Below are 20,906 nucleotides of genomic sequence, written 5' to 3' on the forward strand. Positions count from 1 at the left end.
CCCAAACCTCAAAGCGCATCCCCATCCAGCTCGCCGGTGCGGATCCGCACCACGCTGCCCAGGTCGTACACGAATACCTTGCCGTCGCCGATCTTGCCGGTGCCGGCGGCCTTGACGATGGCCTCCACCACTTCATCGGCCTGCGCATCGGTCACCGCGACCTCGATCTTCACCTTCGGCAGGAAATCGACCACGTACTCGGCACCGCGATACAGCTCGGTATGGCCCTTCTGCCGACCAAAACCCTTGACCTCGGTGACGGTGATACCGGCCACGCCGCGCTCGGCCAGCGCCTCGCGCACGTCGTCCAGTTTGAACGGCTTGACGATGGCCATGATCATCTTCATTGGTCGGCTCCTTGGGTGATAGCGGAAGCATACCCCGAGACGGCAACGTGCCACCCGCCTGCATCCGGACTATCCTTACCCACAGTCAAAACGGATACCGATGCCCGCCATGGGCGGCCAGCTTCCACGCTAGGCCCACCCCTGCGGAGAACCCCCATGATCGACCTCAATCACATCGATGCACTGGCCCGCCGCCTGAGCGACCTGGTGCCGCCGGGCCTGCGCGATTCGCGCGAAGAACTGCAGGCCACCTTCAAGAGCGCACTGCAGGCCGGGCTTGGCAAGCTGGACCTGGTCACCCGCGAAGAATTTGACGTGCAGCGTGCTGTCCTGCTGCGCACCCGTGAAAAGCTCGACGCGCTGGAACTGGCCGTCGCCGCCCTGGAAAGCCGCGCCACCGACAACAACGCCTGAGCACCGGGCCATGAGCCTGGCCTTGGTGCACAGCCGCGCCCGCGCGGGTGTGCATGCACCGCTTGTGCAGGTGGAAGTCCACCTGTCCGGCGGCCTGCCCTTCACCCAGATCGTCGGCCTGCCCGAGGCCGCGGTACGCGAATCGCGCGACCGGGTGCGCGCCGCCATCCTCTGCGCGCAGTTCGACTATCCGGCGCGCCGCATCACCATCAATCTCGCACCGGCCGATCTACCCAAGGAAGGCGGTCGTTTTGATCTGCCGATCGCACTCGGCATTCTCGCTGCCAGCGGCCAGATCGACCGCAACGCACTAGCCAGCTACGAGTTCATCGGCGAACTGGCACTGACCGGCGAGCTACGCGCGGTAGATGGCGCCTTGCCCGCCGCCATTTCAGCCGCCAACGCGCAGCGCTGCCTGATCGTGCCGCCAGGCAACGCGAGCGAAGCAGCGCTGGCCCAACACGCCGAGATCAAGGTCGCTCGCACGCTGCTGGAAGTCTGCGCCGCACTGAGCGGCAGCAAACAGCTGCCCGATGCGCAGGTGCCGCCAACCGAACCCGCCGCGCTGGCCGACCTCAGCGATGTGCGCGGTCAGCAACATGCGCGGCGTGCGCTGGAAATTGCCGCGGCTGGCGGCCACCATCTTCTGCTGCTGGGCTCACCCGGCTGCGGCAAGACCTTGCTGGCCTCGCGCCTGCCCGGCATCCTGCCCGAGGCAAGCGAGGAAGAAGCACTGGAATCCGCGGCAATCGCCTCGATCAGCGGGCGCGGCGTTGACTCCAGTCGCTGGCGGCAACGCCCTTACCGTTCGCCGCATCACACCGCAAGTGCGGTTGCCCTGGTTGGCGGTGGCTCGCATCCGCGGCCCGGCGAAATTTCGCTCGCGCACAACGGCGTTCTGTTCCTGGACGAGTTGCCGGAGTGGAATCGCCACGCGCTGGAGGTGCTACGCGAGCCACTGGAGTCCGGCACAGTCACCGTTTCGCGGGCCGCGCGCAGCATGGAGTTCCCCGCACGCTTTCAACTGGTGGCGGCAATGAATCCATGCCCGTGTGGTTGGGCCGGCGACAGCAGCGGTCGCTGCCGTTGTTCCGCTGAGAGCATCCGTCGCTATCGCGCACGCATCTCCGGCCCCTTGCTGGACCGCATTGACCTGCACCTGCAGGTGCCACGTTTGGCACCGAGTGAATTGCGTGGTGATGCCCCCATTGGCGAGAGCAGCGCCGAGGTACGCGACCGGGTGATGCGGGCAAGGTCACGTCAACTGCAGCGCGCCGGCAAGGCCAACGCACATCTTGGCCAAGCGGAAACCTTGCGGGACTGCGCGCTATGTGCTGCCGACAGCGACCTGCTGGAACAGGCGATGGAGCGGTTGCAGCTGTCGGCGCGCTCAATGCACCGGATTCTGCGGGTCGCACGGACGATTGCCGATCTTGCTGCCGAAACTGCCATCCAACGGGCGCATCTGACCGAGGCGATTGGGTATCGGCAGTTGGATCGGGGTGGTGGTGGGGGTGAGGGGTAGGTTGTTTGGGGTTTTGGGGCTTGCTTGGAACCACTGCAACGGCAAAGGCTTGACCCCTCCCCAACCTTCCCCTGCGCTTCGCACAAGGGAGGGGGCAGAGCTTGGCCCCCTCCCTTTGGCGCAGCCAAGGGGAGGGCTGGGGAGGGGTAAGCTCTTCAAGCACCACATTCAAGACAAATCCCGAAAATCCGTTCACCATCGCCGGCAGCCCCCGCGGAGACCGGCCATGGAACGTATCGAACGCCCCTACTTCCCGATCATCTATGTGCGCGGCTATGCGATGACCCGCGACGAGATCGTCGAGACCACCTCCACGCCCTTCATGGGCTTCGAGGCCGGTTCCACCAAGATGCGCCAGGCGCAGGACGGCAGCATCGTCAAGTTCGTCTTCGAGTCGCCCCTGGTGCGCTTGATGAAGGACTACAACTACCGCGACGTCTACGAGTTCGGTGCCGAGCGCCGTGACCGCATCTCACCGCGCTGCATCGTCATCCATCGCTACTACGATCCGGCCGACCCCGCCTTCGGCGATGGCAAGACGCCGTCGATCCCGGATGCCGCTGCCGCATTGGGCAAGCGCATCGAACAACTGCGCGACAGCATCTGTGGCACCAACGCGGCCATGCGCAAGGAGTTCCGCGTCTATCTGGTCGCCCATTCGATGGGCGGGCTTATCTGCCGCTGCCTGCTGCAGAACCCGGACGTGGCAAGTGCCGAGGTGCGGGCGATGGTCGACAAGGCCTTCACCTATGCCACGCCGCACAACGGCATCGAGGTCGGCGGCATCAACCTGCCGAACCTGCTGTCGATCAACGACATCAACAATTTCAACCGCAGCAACATGGGCAAGTACCTGAAGGTGCCCAAGGACAAGGTCAATACACTGGGCAACTCCGGCTTCCCGCCCGAGCGGCTGTTCTGCCTGATCGGTACCAACAGCCGCGACTACGCCGCTGCGCATGGCTTGTCTTCCTTTGCGGTCGGTGCGCTGAGCGATGGCCTGGTACGCATTGCCAATGCCTATGTCGAAGGCTCACCGCGGGCCTTCGTCAACCGCAGCCACAGCGGCTACTTCGGCATCGTCAACTCCGAGGAGGGTTACCAGAACCTGGTGCGCTTCCTGTTCGGCGATACCTGCGCCACGGCCCAGCTCGACATCAGCGCCCTGCCGTTTCCGCCCGAGATCGAAGCCGCGCGCAAGCGCGGCAAGAAGATCGAATCCTCGTACTACATCGAGGCCACCGTCGCCCCGCGCGGTGCCTACACCTACGAACTCACCTCGCGCACCCAGGCCAACCAATGTGCCATCCGCCGCGAGTACGGCGATATCTTCGATGCGCAGGGCAACCTGCTCAAGGACAAACGCTCGACCGTGCTGTTCTCGGTGTTCCTCGACAGCAGCAAGATCCTGGCCGGCAGCGAGATCGCGTTTTCCATCGATCTTGCGGTCAGCAATGCCGGCTATCAGGTTGATGGCGCGCTGTTCCTGAAGAACCACATCCCCGGCGAGTACCTGTTCCGCAACACGCTGGTGGTCTTCGCCAAGCCCGACGATGCGGGCGGCTGGCGCCTGCGTTACGTGTGGAGCGATGATCAATGGGCCGGCGGTCCGAAGAACGAAGCCGAGCTGGACACGGCCCGCACGAAGGCCATCGGCATCAACCAGCAGGCACCCAACATCTTCGGCATTCCGCTGCAGTCGGCCAAAGGCTTCCAGGCAGAGCTGAAACTGTCGCTCTCTGACTGGCGCTAGGAAGAACGAGGGCCACGGCAATTGCGGAGCAGACGCCGCCATGCTGCCGTTCTATGGCGATGGCGCTTCTGGCCCGAAGCCGCAGTTGCCACGACGTCGGCGCCAGGCGGAGCGCCACCCCGGCAAGGGACCCTCAATCGCGCCCCGCCCACTTTCGCCATCAGCGCGATGCACAGATCTTGGATCACCAGGACCCGCCGCACGACGCAATGATCAAGCCATGCGTCACTGCCGGTCGCGGCCGGCAGTGACAGTTCCGCACTTTCAGCCAGGCATCACGCCAGTGCCGCAACCTGGTCCATCTCCTCGCGGAGGCTGTCGATGAAGACGCTGTCGTTCAGATAGGCCACATTCAAGCGTGTCCATGGCGACACCTGCTCGGCGTCGACGTTGAAGAACGCACCGGGCGCCAGCACAACACCTCGTGCCAGCAGGCGGGCGGTCAGCTGGCGCGTATCGTCGATACCATCGAAACGCGCCCACAGATACAAGCTCTGCTCGGGTGTGGCATAGACCGTGGCGTTGAGCCGCTGCAGCACGTCCAGACCTTCGGCAGTGGCGGCGCGGACGCGGTCCTGCAGGCGCCCGACATGGCGCAGGAAGTTCCCCTCGCGCAGGATCGCTTCAAGCACGCGTTCGCCATACTCGCTGCTGCCGATATGCAGCAGCATCTTCAGGTCGGCCAGCTCCTCGATGTGGGCGTTCTCCCCGGCGATGAATCCGCTGCGCAGCGCGGCCGATACCGATTTTGAGAAACTACCCACATACAGCGTGTTGCGGAACTGCGCCAACGACGACAGGCGAAATGCCGAATTCGGCTTGAAGTCGGCCATGGCGTCGTTTTCGACGATCAGCACGTTGTGCGCCGCCGCCAGCTCAAGCAAACGCTTGCCGACCTCCGGCGACACATCGGTGCCGGTCGGATTGTGCGCGGTGCTCTGCATGAAGAAGATGCGTGCCTTGCTGGTCTGCAGCGCCGTCTCGAACTCGACCAGGTCCGGGCCATCCACGCGCCGGGTGATGGCGACGGATTTTGCACCATGCAACTGCAGCTTGCCGAACAACGGGTAATAGCCCGGCTGTTCCACCAACACGGTGTCACCGGGTGCAACATGACGCCGGATGATCAGGTCAAGCGCGTGATTGGCACCGAACGTGGTCACCAGCTGGCGTGGGCCAAGCTCCATGCCGTGCATGGCCAGGCGTCGTATCAGCTGCTGGCGCAGCGGCAGATAGCCGTAGCGGTTGCCGTAGCGGAAGAGGCTGCCGATGCCGCTGCGGGCAACCTGCCGGTGGAAGCGATCAAGGCGCATATAGGTCAACCAATCGACCGGCGGAAAACCCTCCGCCAGATGCGAGCGCCCCGGCTCGCGGATGGCCTGCTGGCGCATCATCCACAGCGTATCGATCACCCGGCTGTAGCCGATCGGTTCCTCGTCAATGTCGCGTTCGGCGGGCACCTCGATGCCGCGTACAAAGAAGCCCTTGCCGTGCTGCGCTTCGACCAGTGCCCTCTCGCCGAGCAGATCAAACGCCGAGATGACCGTGTTCTTCGAGTAGCCGTTCAATCGTGCGTACTCGCGCAACGAAGGCAGCTTGTCGCCGGGCTTCAGCACACCGGCCAAAATCTGGCGACCGATGTCCATGGCAACTTTTTCCGCTAGTGAAATCTTCCGTGGTTCAGAGCGCATAAAAATCCATGCAAAATTCTTCGGGCACTGACTGTATCGGCGCACCGAGGCACTCTGTAAAGAGCATAAACAGACATTTTGAGATGCGCTCGCAATCGCGCGTCACCGGCATTGCTGTTTCCTGTAACTGTACCCACCGGCTGCGCTGCATTGCTTACGCGCCGCCTGCAGATCTGCGCGACCCTCGATGGCGATCACTCGTGCAAGGGGATACGCGTGAACGCAGTTTCTGCACATTCGCCACCCGCAGTGCAAGAAGACGGGACTGCAATGCAGGCAGCCAAAACGCGCGCACATGCCGCCTGTAATTTCGCCGACAGTGCACTACCGGACGGCTCGTTTGGCATCGGCGCGGACCGCGTCGGCTGCCGTGAGCCACCCAACGACCCGTCATCCGGCTTCATCGAAGGCTTGCTGCTCAATGGCATCGCGCAGCGCGTCCACATGCCAGGCATCAGCAGGACGTTGGCCTCCCTCATCAGTCGTTTGGCCCACCTCAGCAGCAACGATGGATTCATCGCTTTCGGCGCAGGCCCGCTGTTACGCGTATGCATTCAGTTCGCGGGTATCGACGACATCCGCAGCGCAGGTTCGCGGGTACTACGCCTGGGCAATCAGCTGGTCGGTCTGGCCAACACCATGAACCCGCTGCTGGTTGCCCACGGGGGCGGCTGCAAGAGCATCGACGCACATCCGGGCTACGCCCTTCGCCACGGTGCCTGCCTTGAGGTCGCGCTGGTTGTGGATATTGCCGGGTGCTCCAATTGCCGCGGCATCAGCGGCATGGTTGCTGGGGTGGCGCAGCATATCGAGCCGCTGATCCAGGGCCGCAAGGTCGGAACATCCATCACTCGCATCGCTGATCAGCAGCTGCTGTGCGCACAGATCACCCTGCAGACGCAGCGCTTCGCCCCCTTCCTTGAGGTCGATGCACTGGCCGGGCGCATTGTGGATCTGCACACCTTCATCTGTGCCCGTCAGTATCGGACCGACCTGTACAACGCCCGCATCGTTGAAACAGTGAACGCGGTGCTCGCCGGCACGGCGGCAACTCACACCCGGCCGCAGAACAGCTGGACGGCGCATGCCTGCGGCAATGCCGCGCTGGCCGTCTGGTACTGCGACCACCGTGGCCGTCTCTGCGGCAGGATTGCCGTGCCGATGGTCGCCGCTCAGTGCGAGGTGTGCCAGGACAGGCAGCATCCGGTACCTGCTGCCGATGCCTGCCCAGGCCCGCAGCCGATCAATCACGCCGCCGCCATCGGTCTGGCATGCAGTCTGGCCAGCCTGCATGCCCATGCGACTGACGCCATCGCTGCCGCGGAGCCCGCCAGGTACGCACGTGATCTCGCCCTATTGGTGGGCGCGCGAGCGGATGAAGTGGATCTGCTCGTGCAGGCCATGCCAGCTGCGGCAGACATCCGCAGCGACCGGGCGATGGCGTTGCTCGATGCACTGCGGAGCCGCTGATGCAAACACAGGCGCCGACAACGGCAGATCGGGTGCGCATCATCGAGACAGGCGCGCACCGCGGCTTGGCCAACCAGGCCAGGGTGCTGCCGACCACGGTGCGGATCAATCTGATCGCGTTGTTGGAATCAGCCGGGATCAGGGAAGTCGAAATCGGTTCGTTCGCCCCCTCACGCCAGGTACCGCAGATGGCCGACACCGCGACGCTATGTACGTTGCTGGGCACGCCGCCCATCGACCGGATCCGCTCGCTGTGGGTGCCAGACATGAGAGGGCTGGAGAGGGCCATCGCCACTGGCTGCCGCGATGTCACCGTCGTATCGGCGGCATCGGATGCGTATTGCCGCGCCAACTTCAGTTGCAACATCGCCGAGAGCCTGCGCCGCGCCGACGAGATCGCCGGCCATGCACTGGCAGCAGGCATCCAGGTCAGGGCTGCGCTGTCCACGGCCATCGACTGTCCGTTCGATGGGAGGGTGGCGCTGTCGGATGTCACCCGCATCGTTGCGCGCTTCCATGAAATGGGCTGCCGCGAAATCAGCCTGGGTGACACAACCGGATCGGGGACCCCGGTGTCAGTGGGCACGTTGCTCCGCGCGTGTGCCACCGAGGTGCCCGTGCATCACCTCGCCGCCCATTTCCATGACACCTTCGGGCTGGCCATCGCCAACGTGGTTGAAGCACTGGAGCACGGCGTGCGCGCGTTCGACAGCGCCATTTCCGGGCTCGGTGGCGACGCCCATGCGCCGGATGCTGCCGGCAGCCTCGCCACCGAAGACCTGGTCTATCTGTGCTCCGAGCTGGGTATCGGTTGCGGGGTGGATCTGGATGCGCTGCTGCTGGCGGCCGAGTACATAGACTGCCTACTGCAGCGCAAAACCGAATCGCGGGTGGGTCGCGCCCTGCGCGCCAGGCACCGCCAGGCCAAGGGCAGGACCGGGGCGACGGGCTGATGATGGCCACGGCCCGCAGCCCTGCGCGCGGCGCAAGCGCACCAGGCACGCCTTGCCGCGGTTTCCAGTCCGTAGTCCCCGCGCCGGCCGGCCCTATCGTCGAAAAGCAGAAGCCCCGCGATGCGGGGCTTCTGGCGACCTGCGCAGATGGCAGGCTGGAATCTGGCGCGCCCGGAGGGATTCGAACCCCCGACCAATGGCTTCGGAAGCCACTACTCTATCCGGCTGAGCTACGGGCGCATTGTGACCCGGCCGGCTGAGCCGGGCGGAGGCGCATTCTAACGGCAAAAGCGTCCGCAGGTCTGCCCCCATCCAACAGATCGGCACAGGCGGGCGGGAAAAACCGCCCAGCTGTTAACCTTTACGCATGAGCCGTCTCCCAAATACACCGTCCACCGCAGCCAACACCTCGCGGTTCGGGCACTACTGGAAATTGATGCGCGCCGACCGCCCGATCGGCACCTTGCTGCTGCTCTGGCCCACCTGGTGGGCGCTGTGGCTTGCTGCCGACGGCCTGCCACCGCTGTGGACACTGTTCGTGTTCAGCGCTGGCGTGTGGCTGACCCGCTCGGCCGGTTGCGTGATCAATGACTACGCCGACCGCTGGCTGGACCCGCACGTCAAGCGCACCAAGGACCGGCCGCTGGCCACCGGCGCCATCTCCGGCCGCGCAGCGCTGACGTTGTTCGCCGGCTTGATGCTGGTCGCATTTGCGCTGGTCCTGACCCTGAATGCCCTGACCATCGGGCTGAGCTTCATCGGCGTATTCCTCGCCGCCAGCTATCCCTACCTCAAGCGCTATACGCATCTGCCGCAGGTCTACCTGGGCATGGCCTTCGGCTGGGGCATCCCGATGGCCTTCGCCGCCATCCAGGGCGAGGTCCCGCCGCTGGGCTGGGTGCTGTACGCCGCCAACATCCTCTGGTCCACCGCCTACGACACCTGGTACGCCATGGTCGACCGCGACGATGACCTGAAGGTGGGTTCGCATTCCACCGCCATCCTGTTCGGCGATCTGGACCTGGTCATCCAGGGCATCCTGTACGCGCTGTTCTTTGCCGCGATGGCGCTGGTCGGACAGCGCGCGGGGCTGGGCTGGGCCTATTGGGCCGGCATCGGCGTGGCGATGGCCTTGGTGGTGTACGAGTTCTGGCTGTGCCGCGACCGTGAGCGCGAGCCCTGCTTCAAGGCCTTCCTGCACAACAACTGGGTCGGCGCGGTGTTGTTTGCCGGCATCGTCGCCAGCCAGTATCTGGATTGAAACGAAACGGCCCGCAATGCGGGCCGTTTTGTTTTAGGTAGAGCCGAGCCATGCTCGGCCGGCGCATTACCGGTGAAGCCCCTGCCGAGCATGGCTCGGCACTACACCCCCGCCCTTTCGCGCAGCTAAGGGGAGGGCTGGGGAGGGGTAAGCACTACATCGCGCCGATGGACTTGCCCAGCGAACGCAGGCGGAACGCTGCAATTATCTGCAGCACCCCGTAGATCAAGGCCAGCACGCCGATCCACAGCGAAGTCACCGCCAATCCGGCCAAGGGGTTCAGCGCGAACATCACGCCCAAGGCCACTGCCAGCAGACCGCTGACAATCAGCATCCACTCACCAGTGATCTGCTTGCGCACGCGGATGGCGAACACAATGCGGTAAATGCCGCCAACCACCAGCCAGGCGGCCAGAAACAGCAGCAGCACGCTCGCCGTAGCCAGCGGGTTGATCACCGCCAACACGCCAAAGCCTATCGATGCCAGCGCATAGAACAGCGCCCAGCCACGCGAAACCGGCGCCGAGCCACTGAAAGCCGAAATCAGCACGACCACGCCTTCAACAATGGCCATGATGCCCAACCACCACGCCAGCACCGTTGCGGTGCGCACCGGTGCCATCACCGCCAATACGCCGAATATCACTGCAAACAGACCGAACAACAGCAGCACCCACCAATTGCGCGTCAGCGTGCCAAACAACGATCCAGCAGGAAATCCCGGGGAAGCTCCCATGTCCGTCTCCTCATGTTGAACAGGTGTAAAGGCCTCTCGACCCCAGTCTAGGCCCATCGCTGTAGTAATGGCATGTAGAGATGACATCGGCGATTTCAAGCGGACCGTACTGCTGGCCAGGCCTTGCTGATCACTTCGGCGGCGATCACGGCACGCGTGCGCAGACCCAGGCATCCACGCGCTGCACGCCAGCGCGGCGCAGGGCGAGCGCAGCGGCTTGCAAGGTCGCTCCGGTGGTCATCACATCATCCAGCAGCACCACATGCGCTGGCGGTTGCCCCACCGCAATGAAAGCGCCGCGCAGATTGCGCTTGCGCTCCGATGCATCCAGTTCCGATTGTGGCGGTGTGGGACGCTGCCTGTGCAGGCCCCGGCATAGTGGCAGCTGCAGCGCGCGCGCCAGCGGCCTGGCCAGCTCCCAGGCCTGGTCATAGCCCCGCTGACGCAGCCGCGACAGATACAGCGGCACCGGCACGATCGCCTGCGGGCGCTCGGCACTGCCCAGTACATCCACCATCAACGCTGACAGCAAACGGCCGGCGCTGAGATCATGGTGAAACTTGAAGCGCAGCAGCAGGCCATCAAGCGGCGCGTTGTATGTGAACGCCGCCCGCACCGCCTGCAGGGGCGAGCGCGCGTGTTGGCAGGCGCCACACAGGCCCTCCGCATCGGCCCCGGGCAAGGGCAAGGCACAGCGCCTGCAGGCGGCCTGTTGCCACGGCATCCCAAGGCTGCAAGCCAGGCACAGGTCCCGCCCCGGCAGGCCATCCTCGCCGCACACCAGGCAGCGTGGCGGGAACAGCAGCGCCGACAAGCGCCCTCCAATCCTGTAAACCAGATGATTCATTTGATGGTTGACAGCGATGTATATGCTGACCAGACTGCGCCGCTTCCATCGCCCCATCTGTCAGGTAACACCGATGTCCACCGTCATCCGCCACGACTGGAAGCGCGAAGAGCTGCTGTCCCTGCTCGAACTGCCCTTCCCCGAGCTGCTGCACCGCGCCGCCAGCGTGCACCGCCAGCACTTCGACCCGGCGCAGGTACAGGTTTCCACCCTGCTCTCGGTCAAGACCGGCGGCTGCCCGGAAGACTGTGCCTACTGCCCGCAAGCCCAGCGCTACGACACCGGCGTGGACGCGCAGAAGCTGATGGACACCGACAGCGTGGTGGCCCGTGCCCGCGCCGCCAAGCAGGCCGGTGCCTCGCGCTTCTGCATGGGTGCTGCCTGGCGCTCGCCCAAGGACCGTGACATCCCCAAGGTGGCGGCGATGATCCGCGAGGTGAAGTCGCTGGGCCTGGAGACCTGCGCCACCCTGGGCATGCTCGAAGGCCATCAGGCGCAGGCATTGAAGGACGCCGGGCTGGACTACTACAACCACAATCTGGACACCGCGCCGGATTACTACGACTCCATCATCCACACCCGCCAGTACCAGGACCGCCTGGACACGCTGGAGCACGTGCGCAACGCCGGCATGAAGACCTGCTGCGGCGGCATCGTCGGCATGGGCGAGACCCGCGAACACCGCGCCGGCCTGCTGCAGGCGCTGGCCAACCTGCCGGCGCACCCGGACTCGGTGCCGATCAACCGCCTGGTGCAGGTTGCCGGCACCCCGCTGCACGGCAGTGCCGAGCTGGACCCGCTCGAGTTCGTGCGCATGATCGCGGTCGCCCGCATCGTCATGCCGCGCTCGATGGTGCGGCTGTCGGCCGGCCGCGAGAGCATGAGCGACGAGCTGCAGGCGCTGTGCTTCCTGGCGGGTGCCAACTCCATCTTCTATGGCGAAAAGCTGCTGACCACCGGCAACCCGGACACCGAGCGCGACCAGGCCCTGTTCGCCCGCCTCGGCATCCGCCCGCTGCAGGTAAACGTGGACGCCGACGACCACGACCCCCCCGGTACGGTCCACCTGGATATCGCCCCGGCCTGCGCGCACAGCGCCTGACCCGGTTGGCGCCCCGTCGCCGGGGCGCCGCTTGGGCATTCTTACAGGCAACCGGGTACGCTAGCTGCCCGCTTGACCATGAACCTTGCCATGGCCCGTCCTGACATCCACGACCGCATCATCGCCCAGCGCAAGCTGCGGCTTGCCCAGGGCCGCATCCGCAGCCGGCGCAGCATCAGCCGCCGTGACGGGGTGCGATTGGAACTGGACGGCCGCTGGTTGACCGGCTTCTGCAGCAATGACTACCTCGGCCTGTCGCAACAGTTCGAGGTGATCGCTGCGTTGCAGGACGCCGCTGGCCGCGAAGGCGCCGGCAGCACCGCCTCGCACCTGGTCTGTGGCCACCACAGCCTGCACGAGCAGCTGGAACGCGAGATGGCCGATTGGCTCGGCTATCCACGCGCCCTGCTGTTCGACAGCGGCTTCATGGCCAACCTGGCCGTGCAGCAGGCGCTGCTCAGCGAAGAAACCGATATCTGCGTGCAGGACCGGCTCAACCACGCCAGCCTGCTCGACGCCAGCCGCCTGGCCGGCTGCCGCCTGCGCCGCTATCCGCACCTGGACAGCGAAGGCGCCATGCGCCAGCTCAAGAACGCCGGCGACGGCGCTGCCATGCTGGTCACCGATGGTGTTTTCAGCATGGATGGCGACATCGCCCCGCTGCGCTCGCTGTCTCTGGTGGCGCGCATGCAGGAAGCGCTGTTCTATGTGGACGACGCGCATGGCATCGGGGTGATCGGCGAACACGGCCGCGGCTGCGTGGCCGATGCCGGCCTGGGCGTGAACGAGGTTCCGCTGCAACTGCTGACGCTGAGCAAGGCCCTGGGCGGGCACGGCGCCGTGGTGGTGGGCGAGGACGCACTGATCCAGCATCTGGCCGAAACCGCGCGTCCTTACATCTACACCACCGCCCTGCCGCCGGCACAGGCTGCCGCCTCGCTGGCCGCGGTGAAGCTCGCGCGCCGCGACCATTGGCGCCGCGACAAGCTGACCGAATTGATCGCCAGCTTCCGTGACGGTGCGCGGCATCACGGCCTGGAACTGATGGCCTCGGAGACCCCGATCCAACCGCTGCTGTGCGGTGACGAAGCCACGGTGATGGCCTTGTCGGCAACGCTGGAGCAGTCCGGCTTCCTGGTCAGCGCGATCCGCCCGCCGACCGTGCCCGAAGGCAAGGCGCGCCTGCGCGTGACCTTGTCGGCGCTGCATACCGTGGACCAGGTCAAGGCGCTGGTGGAAGCGATCGCCAAGGCCCGCGACGTGGTGCTGTACCAGAAATCCCTGAACACTGTTGCCTGAGAACCGGTTGTAACGCCATGCATATCGAAGTCACCGGCAGCGGACCGGCATTGGTCCTGATCCACGGCTGGGCACTGCATGGCGGCATCTTCGCGCCGCTGCTGGAACGGCTGGCGCCGCACTTCGAGCTGCATGTGGTCGACCTGCCTGGCCACGGCCACAGCCGCGACGACGCCACCCCGCTTCGCCTGCCCTACCTGGTCAACGCCATCGCCAGCGCCACGCCGGCGGCGGTGTGGTGCGGCTGGTCGTTGGGCGGGCTGGTGGCCCTGCACGGCGCCGCCACGTTGCCGCAGGTGCGCGGGCTGGCGATGCTGGCGGCGACGCCGCGTTTTGTCCGCGATGCCGATTGGCCCGATGCGGTCGAGCCGGTGGTGTTCGAGCAGTTCGGCCGTGATCTGGAACAGGATTACCGTGGCACCCTCGAGCGCTTCCTGGCGCTGGACGTGATGGGCTCGCAACACGCCCGCAGCGAGCTGCGCACCCTGCGCGATGCGCTGGTCGAACGCGGCGAGCCGGCCCCGCGTGCGCTGCACGAAGGCCTGGCGCTGCTGGAGCGCAGCGACCTGCGCGGCAGCCTTCCCAGCCTGCACAAACCGGGCCTGTGGATAGGCGGCCAGCGCGACCGGCTGGTGCCCTCCAAGGCCATGCACCAGGCTGCCGCATTGGCGCCGGCGGGCCTGCACGCCGCCCACACCATCGACGGCGGCGGCCATGCCCCCTTCCTTGGCCACGCCGACCACGTTGCCGGGCTGCTGCAACAGTTCGTTGCGGGCTGCGCGTGAGTGGTTACGCAGCCATTCGCGCGCACTGGCCGATGATGTCGTTGGCCGCTTGAGCGCAACCGTGCCTCTCCCCTGAATTACCAATCCGAATCACCGTCATGTTTTCTCTGTTCGACCCCAAACACGTCCGCCGCGCCTTCTCGCGTGCCGCCAGCAGCTACCGCGCCGCCGCGGTGCTGCAGCAGGAAGTAGCCAAGCGCCTGCTGGAATCGCTGGACTACCTGGAAGACCGGCAACCGCAGGTGGTACTGGACGTGGGCAGCGGCCCGGCCCACGCCACCGCGGCGATGAAGAAGCGCTGGCCGAAGGCGCAGGTGATCGCGTTGGACCTGGCCCTGCCGATGCTGGCCGAGGCCAGGAAGCAGGCCGGCTGGTGGCGCCCGTTCTCGCGCGTCTGCGCCGACGCCCGCGCCCTGCCGCTGGCCGACAACAGCGTGGACGTGATCTACAGCAACCTGTGCCTGCAGTGGGTGGAAGACCTGCCAGCGGTATTTGCCGGCTTCCGCCGTGTGCTCAAGCCGAACGGCCTGCTGGTCTGTTCCACCTTCGCCCACGACACGCTGGTGGAGCTGCGCCAGGCCTTTGCCCAGGCCGATGACACCTCGCACGTGAGCCACTTCGTGCAGATCGCCCAGTTCGGCGATGCCTTGATGATGGCTGGCTTCCGCGATCCGGTACTGGACCGCGACATGTTCACCCTGACCTACGACGACCTGCCCGCACTGATGCGCGAGCTCAAGGCAATCGGCGCCACCAATGCCATGCACAACCGGCGCCACACCCTGACCGGGCGCAGCCGTTTTGCCGCTGCGCGCGAGGCGTATGAGCCGATGCGCCGTGCTGACGGCAAGCTGCCGAGCAGTTGGGAAGTTGTCTACGCCCATGCCTGGGCACCTGCACCGGGCGCCCCGATCCGGGAGCAGGGCCATGATGTGGCGAGCGTACCGTTGTCGGCGATTCCGATCCGGCGGAAGACGAAGGAGTAAGGAGTGGAGTAAGGATTCGGGATTCGGGATTCGGTGCAGTCTGTTCCGGCTTTCGGCTTTTTTGGGGTGTTGGCTTTTAGCTTTAGCTTTTAGCTTTAGCTTTTAGCTTTAGCTTTTAGCTTTTAGCTTTTGGCTTTTGGCTTTGGCTTTAGCTTCAGCTTCTGGCTTTTGCTCTTGCTTTTGGCTTTGGCTTTGGCTTTGGCCTTGGCTTTTGGCAGTTGCCTTTGATTTTCTCCTCTCCCCTTGCGGGAGAGGATGCCGAAGGCAGGAGAGGGGAAGCGGCGAAGCCGCCAAGCTCATGCCCTCGCAGATCGCATGCTGATCGATCCGCAAGCGTTCCCAGCGTCGCGGCTTACGCCGCTCCTACACGCGTGCATCGTGATGCCTCGCAGCCTGCGTCGCGCCAACAACAGCACAAACACCAACGCCGCTATGCGCGCGCTACCTGCGCGATCCAGTCCTGCAGGTTGTAGTAATTGCTGACGCGACTGATCCTGCCATCGCGCACATCAAAGAACGCGCCACCCGGCAGCACGTAACGCTGCCCACGTGCCGGCGGCAGGCCTTCGTCGGTGTGGTGGTATTCGCCGTGCACCACATATTCGGCGGCCACGCGCAGGCCATCGTCGCTGGCCATCACCACCACGTCGCGCAGCTGCTCGCGATAGCTCGCCTCCATGCGCTGCAGGAAGGCGGCAAACAGCGTGCGGCCGGTTTCACGCGCCCCCTGGTTGAGATCGTGTGCAACCTCCTCGCTCAGGCAGGCCAGCATGCCTGCCCAGTCACCGCGATTGAACGCTGCGTAGTACGCGTGCACCAGCGCGACGGCCTGCTGCCGTGCAGAGGATTCATTGCCAACCATTACATTCCCCGTGAGAACGAGAGCACCGCTCAAGCGCCTTTTGCAAACAGGTCGCGGTGGAAGAAATAAACCTCCTGCAGCAGAAAGCGCCAGCTGGTATGGAAGCTGCGAAAGCGCGTGCTCGGCGTGGACGAAGCCAAGGCATCGATGCCCAATTCCCTGGACAGGCGCAGCGCGCGTGCCATGTGCAGCGGGTCGCTGACCACGATCACCTTGTGCATGTCGTGCTTCAACATCACGTGCTTGGCCTCGACCAGATTCTGCCGGGTAGTGCGCGAACGGGTTTCGATCAGGATGTCGCTGCTGGGGACCTTCTGCTTCAACGCATAGCGCCGCGCCACCTGCGACTCGGAGAAACGCGCACCCGCGCCGCCAAAGCCACCGGTAAAAATCAACTTCGGCGCATAGCCCTGCCGATACAGATCCAGGCCGTGACGGATGCGTTCTTCAAACACCGGCGAAGGTTTGGCGTCATAGGCCGCAGCGCCGAGCACGATGATGGCGTCGGCAGGTGCGGCCTGGTCACGGTCGCCGACCCAGATGATCCACGCCGCTACGCCCAACAGCCACAACAGCAGCAACACACACAACCGCCACACCCAGCCCATCACCCCTGTGCGCCGAACAGCTGACTTCATGCCTGCCCCCAGGGCAAGGCATCCAGATCAACGTTGCCGCCGGACAACACCAGCCCCACCGTGCGCCCGACAAAGCGCTGCGGCTGGGCCAACACCGCCGCCAGGGTGATCGCCGAGGACGGCTCCACGGTCTGTTTCATTACCTGCCAGATCAATCGCATCGCGGCCACGGTATCGGCATCGTCCACGCTGATCACCTGCGCCGCACCGTGCAGCAACGCAAAATTGGGTTCACCGAGCGCACCACGCAGACCATCACACAGCGTGTCCGGCACGAAGTCGATCCGCCGCTCCCCCGCCGCCAGCGAACGGGCGGTATCGGCGGCACCGGCAGGTTCAGCCAGCACCAGCTCGCAGTTGGGCAACAACTGCTGCATCGCCAGCAGGCTGCCGGCCGCCAGCCCACCGCCGCCAACCGGCACCACCAGTACATCCAGTTGAGTCCCGGCCTGCCGGATCAATTCCAGCACCGCGGTCCCCTGCCCAGCGATCACCCGCGGATCCGCATAGGGATGAACCAGGGTGGCTCCGGTCTCACGCTGCACACGCAGGCACTCGGCCTCACGCGCCGCCTGGGTGGGTGCGCAGCGCCACAGCGTGGCCTGGTTGCGTTCGATATTGGCCAACTTGGCCGCCACCGCACCTTCCGGCACCACGACATGGCAGGGAACGCCCCGCGAGCGCGCCGCCAGTGCCAGTGCCGCCCCGTGGTTGCCCGACGAATGCGTCACTACACCATGCCTGGCGTGCTCCACGTCCAACGACCACACCGCGTTGCAGGCCCCGCGGAACTTGAATGCACCGCTGCGCTGCAGGTGCTCGGCCTTGAAATGCAGGCTGGCACCGGCCAAGGCATCCAGCGCGCGCGAGCGCAGCACCGGGGTGACCGTCGCATGGGCAGCGATACGTGCCGCCGCCGCCAAAACCTCGGCAAAACCGGGCAGGGGAAGTTCATTCATGCTCAAAGGTTAGCCCAGGCCCCGGCCCTGCGACCATCTCACCTGCGCACACGTTGTATGTTCAGCCATGTAGACGCGAATTAAGGGCCGATTCAACGCGGCGGCCCGAAGCTGCATGCCATACCCACTGGGGGGGACTTTTCATGATCAAGCGCCTGATTCTTTCCACCGGCCTGCTGTTGGGCCTGTCCGGCTGCGCCACGTATGACTACGTAGGCGGCGGTTCGGGCGGCTACTACCACGGCTCCCCCTCGGTGCAGTACAGCTATCCCTATGGCTACCCCAACGGCTATGGCTACGGCGGTTATGGCTATGGCAGTGGCTATTACGGCTACGGCAGCTACGGCTACCCGGTCTACCGGCCCAATTACAATCGTCCGCGCCCGCCGTATCACGGCAACGGCCAGCGTCCGCCCGGTCATGGCAATGGCCAGCGGCCGCATCCGGGCGGTGACGGCGACCATAACCATGGCGGCAACCGTCCGCGCCCACCGGGCAATGGCAATGGCGGCAATGACGGCCGCCCGACCCGGCCGCCACCGCCGGTGAACGGCGGCGGCAACAAGTCGCCGTGGCGCAATCTGGACAATCTGTCGCGCCCGCAACCGCGTGCCAATTACCAGCCGACGCCACGCGCCCAGCCTATGCAACAGGCCATGCAGCGTCCGCAGGCCGCCGCCCGGCCTGCCATTCAGGTACGGCCGATGCCCGCCCGACAGGCGTCACAAACCCGCCAGGTACACGGGGTCAGGAACCTGGAACCATAAAAAGGTTGCAATTGCCGTAAATGCAGGCATTCTTGGTTCCACGGGTGACCGGCAACGTCGCATAGTGACCTAAACCGGCCTTACCCAAACAGCTCAATGTCGATGTCCGTCAGGAAATCTGGATCCCCCCTGTTCCGGCCCTGTCGGGCATCGGCGCCTAATAAAGACAAAGCCCCGGCCTAGGCCGGGGCTTTGTCTTTAACGCTTTCCCGCCAAGGCGGGCCCTGCTGGATTGCAAGGCCGGTAGTCCCCCGACTACCGGCCCCCTGCTACCCCAACGTGCGCTTCGGTCGGCCCCTGTTCCAATTCCGACCTTGTTGCGCCTATGTCGCATGCCACGCTGGGTGCAATGTATTAACTGCAGGTTGCGTGCCAACTTTAGGGTTGATGCGTACCTGATTGCGCTTGGCGGTAAAATCACCACACATGCCGTAACAGCGTGCGAATACCACGCCGACGGACTTCACATTTTCTTTACCGATCTCACGCCCATGAGCGACTCCTTCTACCGTTACGACGTCATCGTCATCGGCGGCGGCCACGCCGGTACCGAGGCGGCCCTGGCTGCCGCGCGCGGCGGTGCCCGCACCCTGCTGCTGACCCATAACGTCGAGACCGTGGGCGCGATGAGCTGCAACCCGGCCATTGGCGGCATCGGCAAGGGCCACCTGGTCAAGGAAATCGACGCCCTGGGCGGGGCCATGGCGCATGCCGCCGATCGCGCAGGCATCCAGTGGCGCACCCTCAATGCCTCCAAGGGCCCGGCGGTGCGCGCCACCCGTTGCCAGGCCGACCGCAACCTGTACCGCATGGCGATCCGCGGCATCGTCGAGTCGCAGCCCAACCTGACCGTGTTCCAGGCGGCGGTGGATGATCTGATCATCGACGGCGACACCATCCGCGGCGCCATCACCCAGACCGGCCTGACCTTCCACGCCCCAGCGGTGGTGCTGACCGCCGGCACCTTCCTGGCCGGCAAGATCCATATCGGCGAAACCCAATACACCGCCGGGCGCATGGGTGACCCGCCGGCCACCACCCTGGCCGCGCGCCTGCGCGAGCGCCCGTTCGCCATCGACCGCCTGAAGACCGGCACCCCGCCGCGCATCGACGGCCGCTCGCTGGACTACAGCGTGATGGACGAGCAGCCTGGCGATGACCCGCTGCCGGTGATGTCCTATCTGGGCGATGTCCGCGAGCACCCACAGCAGGTGAGCTGCTGGATCACCCATACCAGCGAGCGCACCCACGACATCATCCGTGGCGCGCTGCACCGCTCGCCGCTGTACAGCGGCCAGATCGAAGGCATCGGCCCGCGTTACTGCCCGTCCATCGAAGACAAGGTGGTGCGCTTTGCCGAGAAGAACAGCCACCAGATCTTCGTCGAGCCCGAGGGCCTGGACGTGGTGGAGATCTATCCCAACGGCATCTCCACCTCGCTGCCGTTCGACGTGCAGTTGGAGCTGGTGCGCAGCATCCGTGGTTTCGAGCAGGCACATATCACCCGCCCCGGTTACGCCATTGAATACGACTTCTTCGATCCGCGCGGCCTGAAGAACACGCTGGAGACCCGCCAGGTCAGCGGCCTGTTCTTCGCCGGCCAGATCAACGGCACCACCGGCTATGAAGAAGCCGGCGCACAAGGCCTGCTGGCCGGCATCAACGCCGCCCTGTTCGTGCAGGGCAAAGACGGCTGGTGCCCGCGCCGCGACGAAGCCTATATCGGCGTGCTGGTCGACGACCTGATCACCCACGGCACCAGCGAGCCGTATCGCATGTTCACCAGCCGCGCCGAGTACCGGTTGCAGCTGCGCGAGGACAACGCCGACGCGCGCCTGACCCCGACCGGCCGCGAGCTGGGCCTGGTCGATGACCGCCGCTGGGCCGCGTTCGAGACCAAGCAGGCCGCCGTCGCCAACGAAAGCGCACGCCTGCGTGGCATCTGGGCGACGCCGGGCAATGCCCTGGGCCGCGAAGTCGCCGAGACCACCGGCGTGGCGGTCAGCCGCGAAACCAATGTGCTGGACCTGATCAAGCGCCCCGAGCTGGATTACGCCAAGTTGATGCAGGTGCCGTCCCTGGGCCCCGGCGTGGAAGACGCACGCGTGGCCGAGCAGGTGGAGATCAGCGTCAAGTACGCCGGTTACCTGGACCGACAGCGCGAAGAAATCGAACGCCAGCAGCGCCATGAAAACACCGCGATCGCCGAAGGCTTCGACTTCGCCTCGGTGCGCGGGCTGTCGGCCGAGGCACTGCAGAAACTGGAGCGCGTGCGCCCGCAAAGCATCGGCCAGGCACAACGCATCCCCGGCATGACGCCCGCAGCAATCTCGCTGCTGCTGGTGCACCTGGAGCGGGCACGCCGCGGCAAGGTGGCGTGATTTTTTGGGAGGGGTTGTTGGAGCCTTGAGAGCTTACCCCTCCCCAGCCCTCCCCTTTGCTTCGCAAAAGGGAGGGAGCAGAAGCGGCGCTCCGCCATCTGAAAGAACACGCCAAACAGCCCCCTCCCTT

The 20,906-nt window shown here is 65.3% G+C and carries 19 protein-coding genes and 1 tRNA gene; 12 read left to right on the forward strand and 8 right to left on the reverse strand.

From position 1 onward, the window contains the following. Positions 1-8 precede the first annotated feature (8 nt). Positions 9-347, reverse strand: coding sequence for a P-II family nitrogen regulator (locus RT131_RS12620; RefSeq protein ID WP_057628415.1), 339 nt, complete (start codon positions 345-347; stop codon positions 9-11). Positions 348-503: 156 nt separating this feature from the next. On the opposite strand from RT131_RS12620, the gene RT131_RS12625 reads away from it, so the two are divergent. The 3 genes from RT131_RS12625 (at position 504) to RT131_RS12635 (ending at position 4,039) form a co-directional block, all read left to right on the forward strand. Then, positions 504-761, forward strand: coding sequence for an accessory factor UbiK family protein (locus tag RT131_RS12625; protein ID WP_313173158.1), 258 nt, complete (start codon positions 504-506; stop codon positions 759-761). Between the two features lie 10 nt (positions 762-771). Then, positions 772-2,286 (forward strand): YifB family Mg chelatase-like AAA ATPase, encoded by a 1,515-nt coding sequence (locus RT131_RS12630; protein WP_313173159.1) that lies wholly within the window; start codon positions 772-774, stop codon positions 2,284-2,286. 226 nt (positions 2,287-2,512) lie between these two features. After that, the gene (locus tag RT131_RS12635) at positions 2,513-4,039 is read left to right on the forward strand and encodes a hypothetical protein (RefSeq protein WP_313173160.1); all 1,527 of its coding nucleotides are present in this window, start codon (positions 2,513-2,515) and stop codon (positions 4,037-4,039) included. Between the two features lie 275 nt (positions 4,040-4,314). Here RT131_RS12635 and RT131_RS12640 read toward each other — a convergent pair whose 3' ends face one another. Continuing rightward, the gene (locus tag RT131_RS12640; RefSeq protein WP_313173161.1) at positions 4,315-5,730 is read right to left on the reverse strand and encodes a PLP-dependent aminotransferase family protein; all 1,416 of its coding nucleotides are present in this window, start codon (positions 5,728-5,730) and stop codon (positions 4,315-4,317) included. 270 nt (positions 5,731-6,000) lie between these two features. On the opposite strand from RT131_RS12640, the gene RT131_RS12645 reads away from it, so the two are divergent. After that, complete coding sequence (locus RT131_RS12645) at positions 6,001-7,200, forward strand: hypothetical protein (RefSeq protein ID WP_313173162.1); 1,200 nt, start codon at positions 6,001-6,003, stop codon at positions 7,198-7,200. Next, positions 7,200-8,153, forward strand: coding sequence for a hydroxymethylglutaryl-CoA lyase (locus tag RT131_RS12650; protein WP_313173163.1), 954 nt, complete (start codon positions 7,200-7,202; stop codon positions 8,151-8,153). The genes RT131_RS12645 and RT131_RS12650 overlap by 1 nt, the downstream gene beginning before the upstream one ends. 163 nt (positions 8,154-8,316) lie before the next feature. Here RT131_RS12650 and RT131_RS12655 read toward each other — a convergent pair. Continuing rightward, positions 8,317-8,393: transfer RNA gene (locus RT131_RS12655), tRNA-Arg, on the reverse strand. A 127-nt stretch (positions 8,394-8,520) separates the two neighbouring features. On the opposite strand from RT131_RS12655, the gene ubiA reads away from it, so the two are divergent. Beyond that, on the forward strand, positions 8,521-9,414 hold the full coding sequence (gene ubiA / locus RT131_RS12660; RefSeq protein WP_313173164.1) for a 4-hydroxybenzoate octaprenyltransferase: 894 nt from the start codon (positions 8,521-8,523) through the stop codon (positions 9,412-9,414). A gap of 154 nt (positions 9,415-9,568) precedes the next feature. Here the strand turns inward: ubiA and RT131_RS12665 are convergent, their stop codons facing one another. Continuing rightward, positions 9,569-10,150: an HdeD family acid-resistance protein gene (locus RT131_RS12665; protein WP_313173165.1), complete on the reverse strand. Its 582-nt coding sequence runs from the start codon at positions 10,148-10,150 to the stop codon at positions 9,569-9,571. Between the two features lie 145 nt (positions 10,151-10,295). Next, positions 10,296-10,997: a ComF family protein gene (locus RT131_RS12670; RefSeq protein WP_313173166.1), complete on the reverse strand. Its 702-nt coding sequence runs from the start codon at positions 10,995-10,997 to the stop codon at positions 10,296-10,298. A gap of 73 nt (positions 10,998-11,070) precedes the next feature. Between RT131_RS12670 and bioB the strand changes: the two genes are divergently transcribed. The 4 genes from bioB to bioC all read left to right on the forward strand — a co-directional run bounded on the left by bioB (position 11,071) and on the right by bioC (position 15,169). Further along, entirely contained in the window at positions 11,071-12,099 is a 1,029-nt protein-coding gene (gene bioB, locus RT131_RS12675) for a biotin synthase BioB (RefSeq protein ID WP_313173167.1), read from the forward strand. Between the two features lie 90 nt (positions 12,100-12,189). Continuing rightward, entirely contained in the window at positions 12,190-13,398 is a 1,209-nt protein-coding gene (gene bioF / locus RT131_RS12680; protein ID WP_313173168.1) for an 8-amino-7-oxononanoate synthase, read from the forward strand. A gap of 17 nt (positions 13,399-13,415) precedes the next feature. Continuing rightward, positions 13,416-14,183, forward strand: coding sequence for a pimeloyl-ACP methyl ester esterase BioH (bioH, locus tag RT131_RS12685; RefSeq protein ID WP_313173169.1), 768 nt, complete (start codon positions 13,416-13,418; stop codon positions 14,181-14,183). Between the two features lie 98 nt (positions 14,184-14,281). After that, positions 14,282-15,169 carry a malonyl-ACP O-methyltransferase BioC gene (gene bioC, locus RT131_RS12690; protein ID WP_313173170.1) on the forward strand — a complete coding sequence of 296 codons (888 nt, stop codon included), beginning with the start codon at positions 14,282-14,284 and terminating at the stop codon, positions 15,167-15,169. Between the two features lie 430 nt (positions 15,170-15,599). Here the strand turns inward: bioC and RT131_RS12695 are convergent, their stop codons facing one another. Genes RT131_RS12695 through RT131_RS12705 form a run of 3 tightly spaced genes read right to left on the reverse strand, consistent with a single transcriptional unit; the run spans position 15,600 to position 17,628 of the window. Beyond that, complete coding sequence (locus tag RT131_RS12695) at positions 15,600-16,031, reverse strand: ketosteroid isomerase-related protein (protein ID WP_313173171.1); 432 nt, start codon at positions 16,029-16,031, stop codon at positions 15,600-15,602. A gap of 29 nt (positions 16,032-16,060) precedes the next feature. After that, positions 16,061-16,669, reverse strand: a complete 609-nt coding sequence (locus RT131_RS12700; RefSeq protein WP_313173172.1) for a YdcF family protein — start codon at positions 16,667-16,669, stop codon at positions 16,061-16,063. Then, a complete protein-coding gene (locus tag RT131_RS12705; RefSeq protein WP_313173173.1) occupies positions 16,666-17,628 on the reverse strand; it encodes a pyridoxal-phosphate dependent enzyme in 963 nt (320 codons plus the stop codon). The genes RT131_RS12700 and RT131_RS12705 overlap by 4 nt, the downstream gene beginning before the upstream one ends. A 143-nt stretch (positions 17,629-17,771) precedes the next feature. Between RT131_RS12705 and RT131_RS12710 the strand changes: the two genes are divergently transcribed. Continuing rightward, on the forward strand, positions 17,772-18,395 hold the full coding sequence (locus RT131_RS12710; protein ID WP_313173174.1) for a hypothetical protein: 624 nt from the start codon (positions 17,772-17,774) through the stop codon (positions 18,393-18,395). A 491-nt stretch (positions 18,396-18,886) separates the two neighbouring features. Beyond that, on the forward strand, positions 18,887-20,776 hold the full coding sequence (gene mnmG / locus RT131_RS12715) for a tRNA uridine-5-carboxymethylaminomethyl(34) synthesis enzyme MnmG (RefSeq protein ID WP_313173175.1): 1,890 nt from the start codon (positions 18,887-18,889) through the stop codon (positions 20,774-20,776). Positions 20,777-20,906 lie beyond the last annotated feature (130 nt).

Origin of the sequence: Stenotrophomonas sp., assembly GCF_032066555.1 — a bacterium.
Taxonomy (GTDB): domain Bacteria; phylum Pseudomonadota; class Gammaproteobacteria; order Xanthomonadales; family Xanthomonadaceae; genus Stenotrophomonas.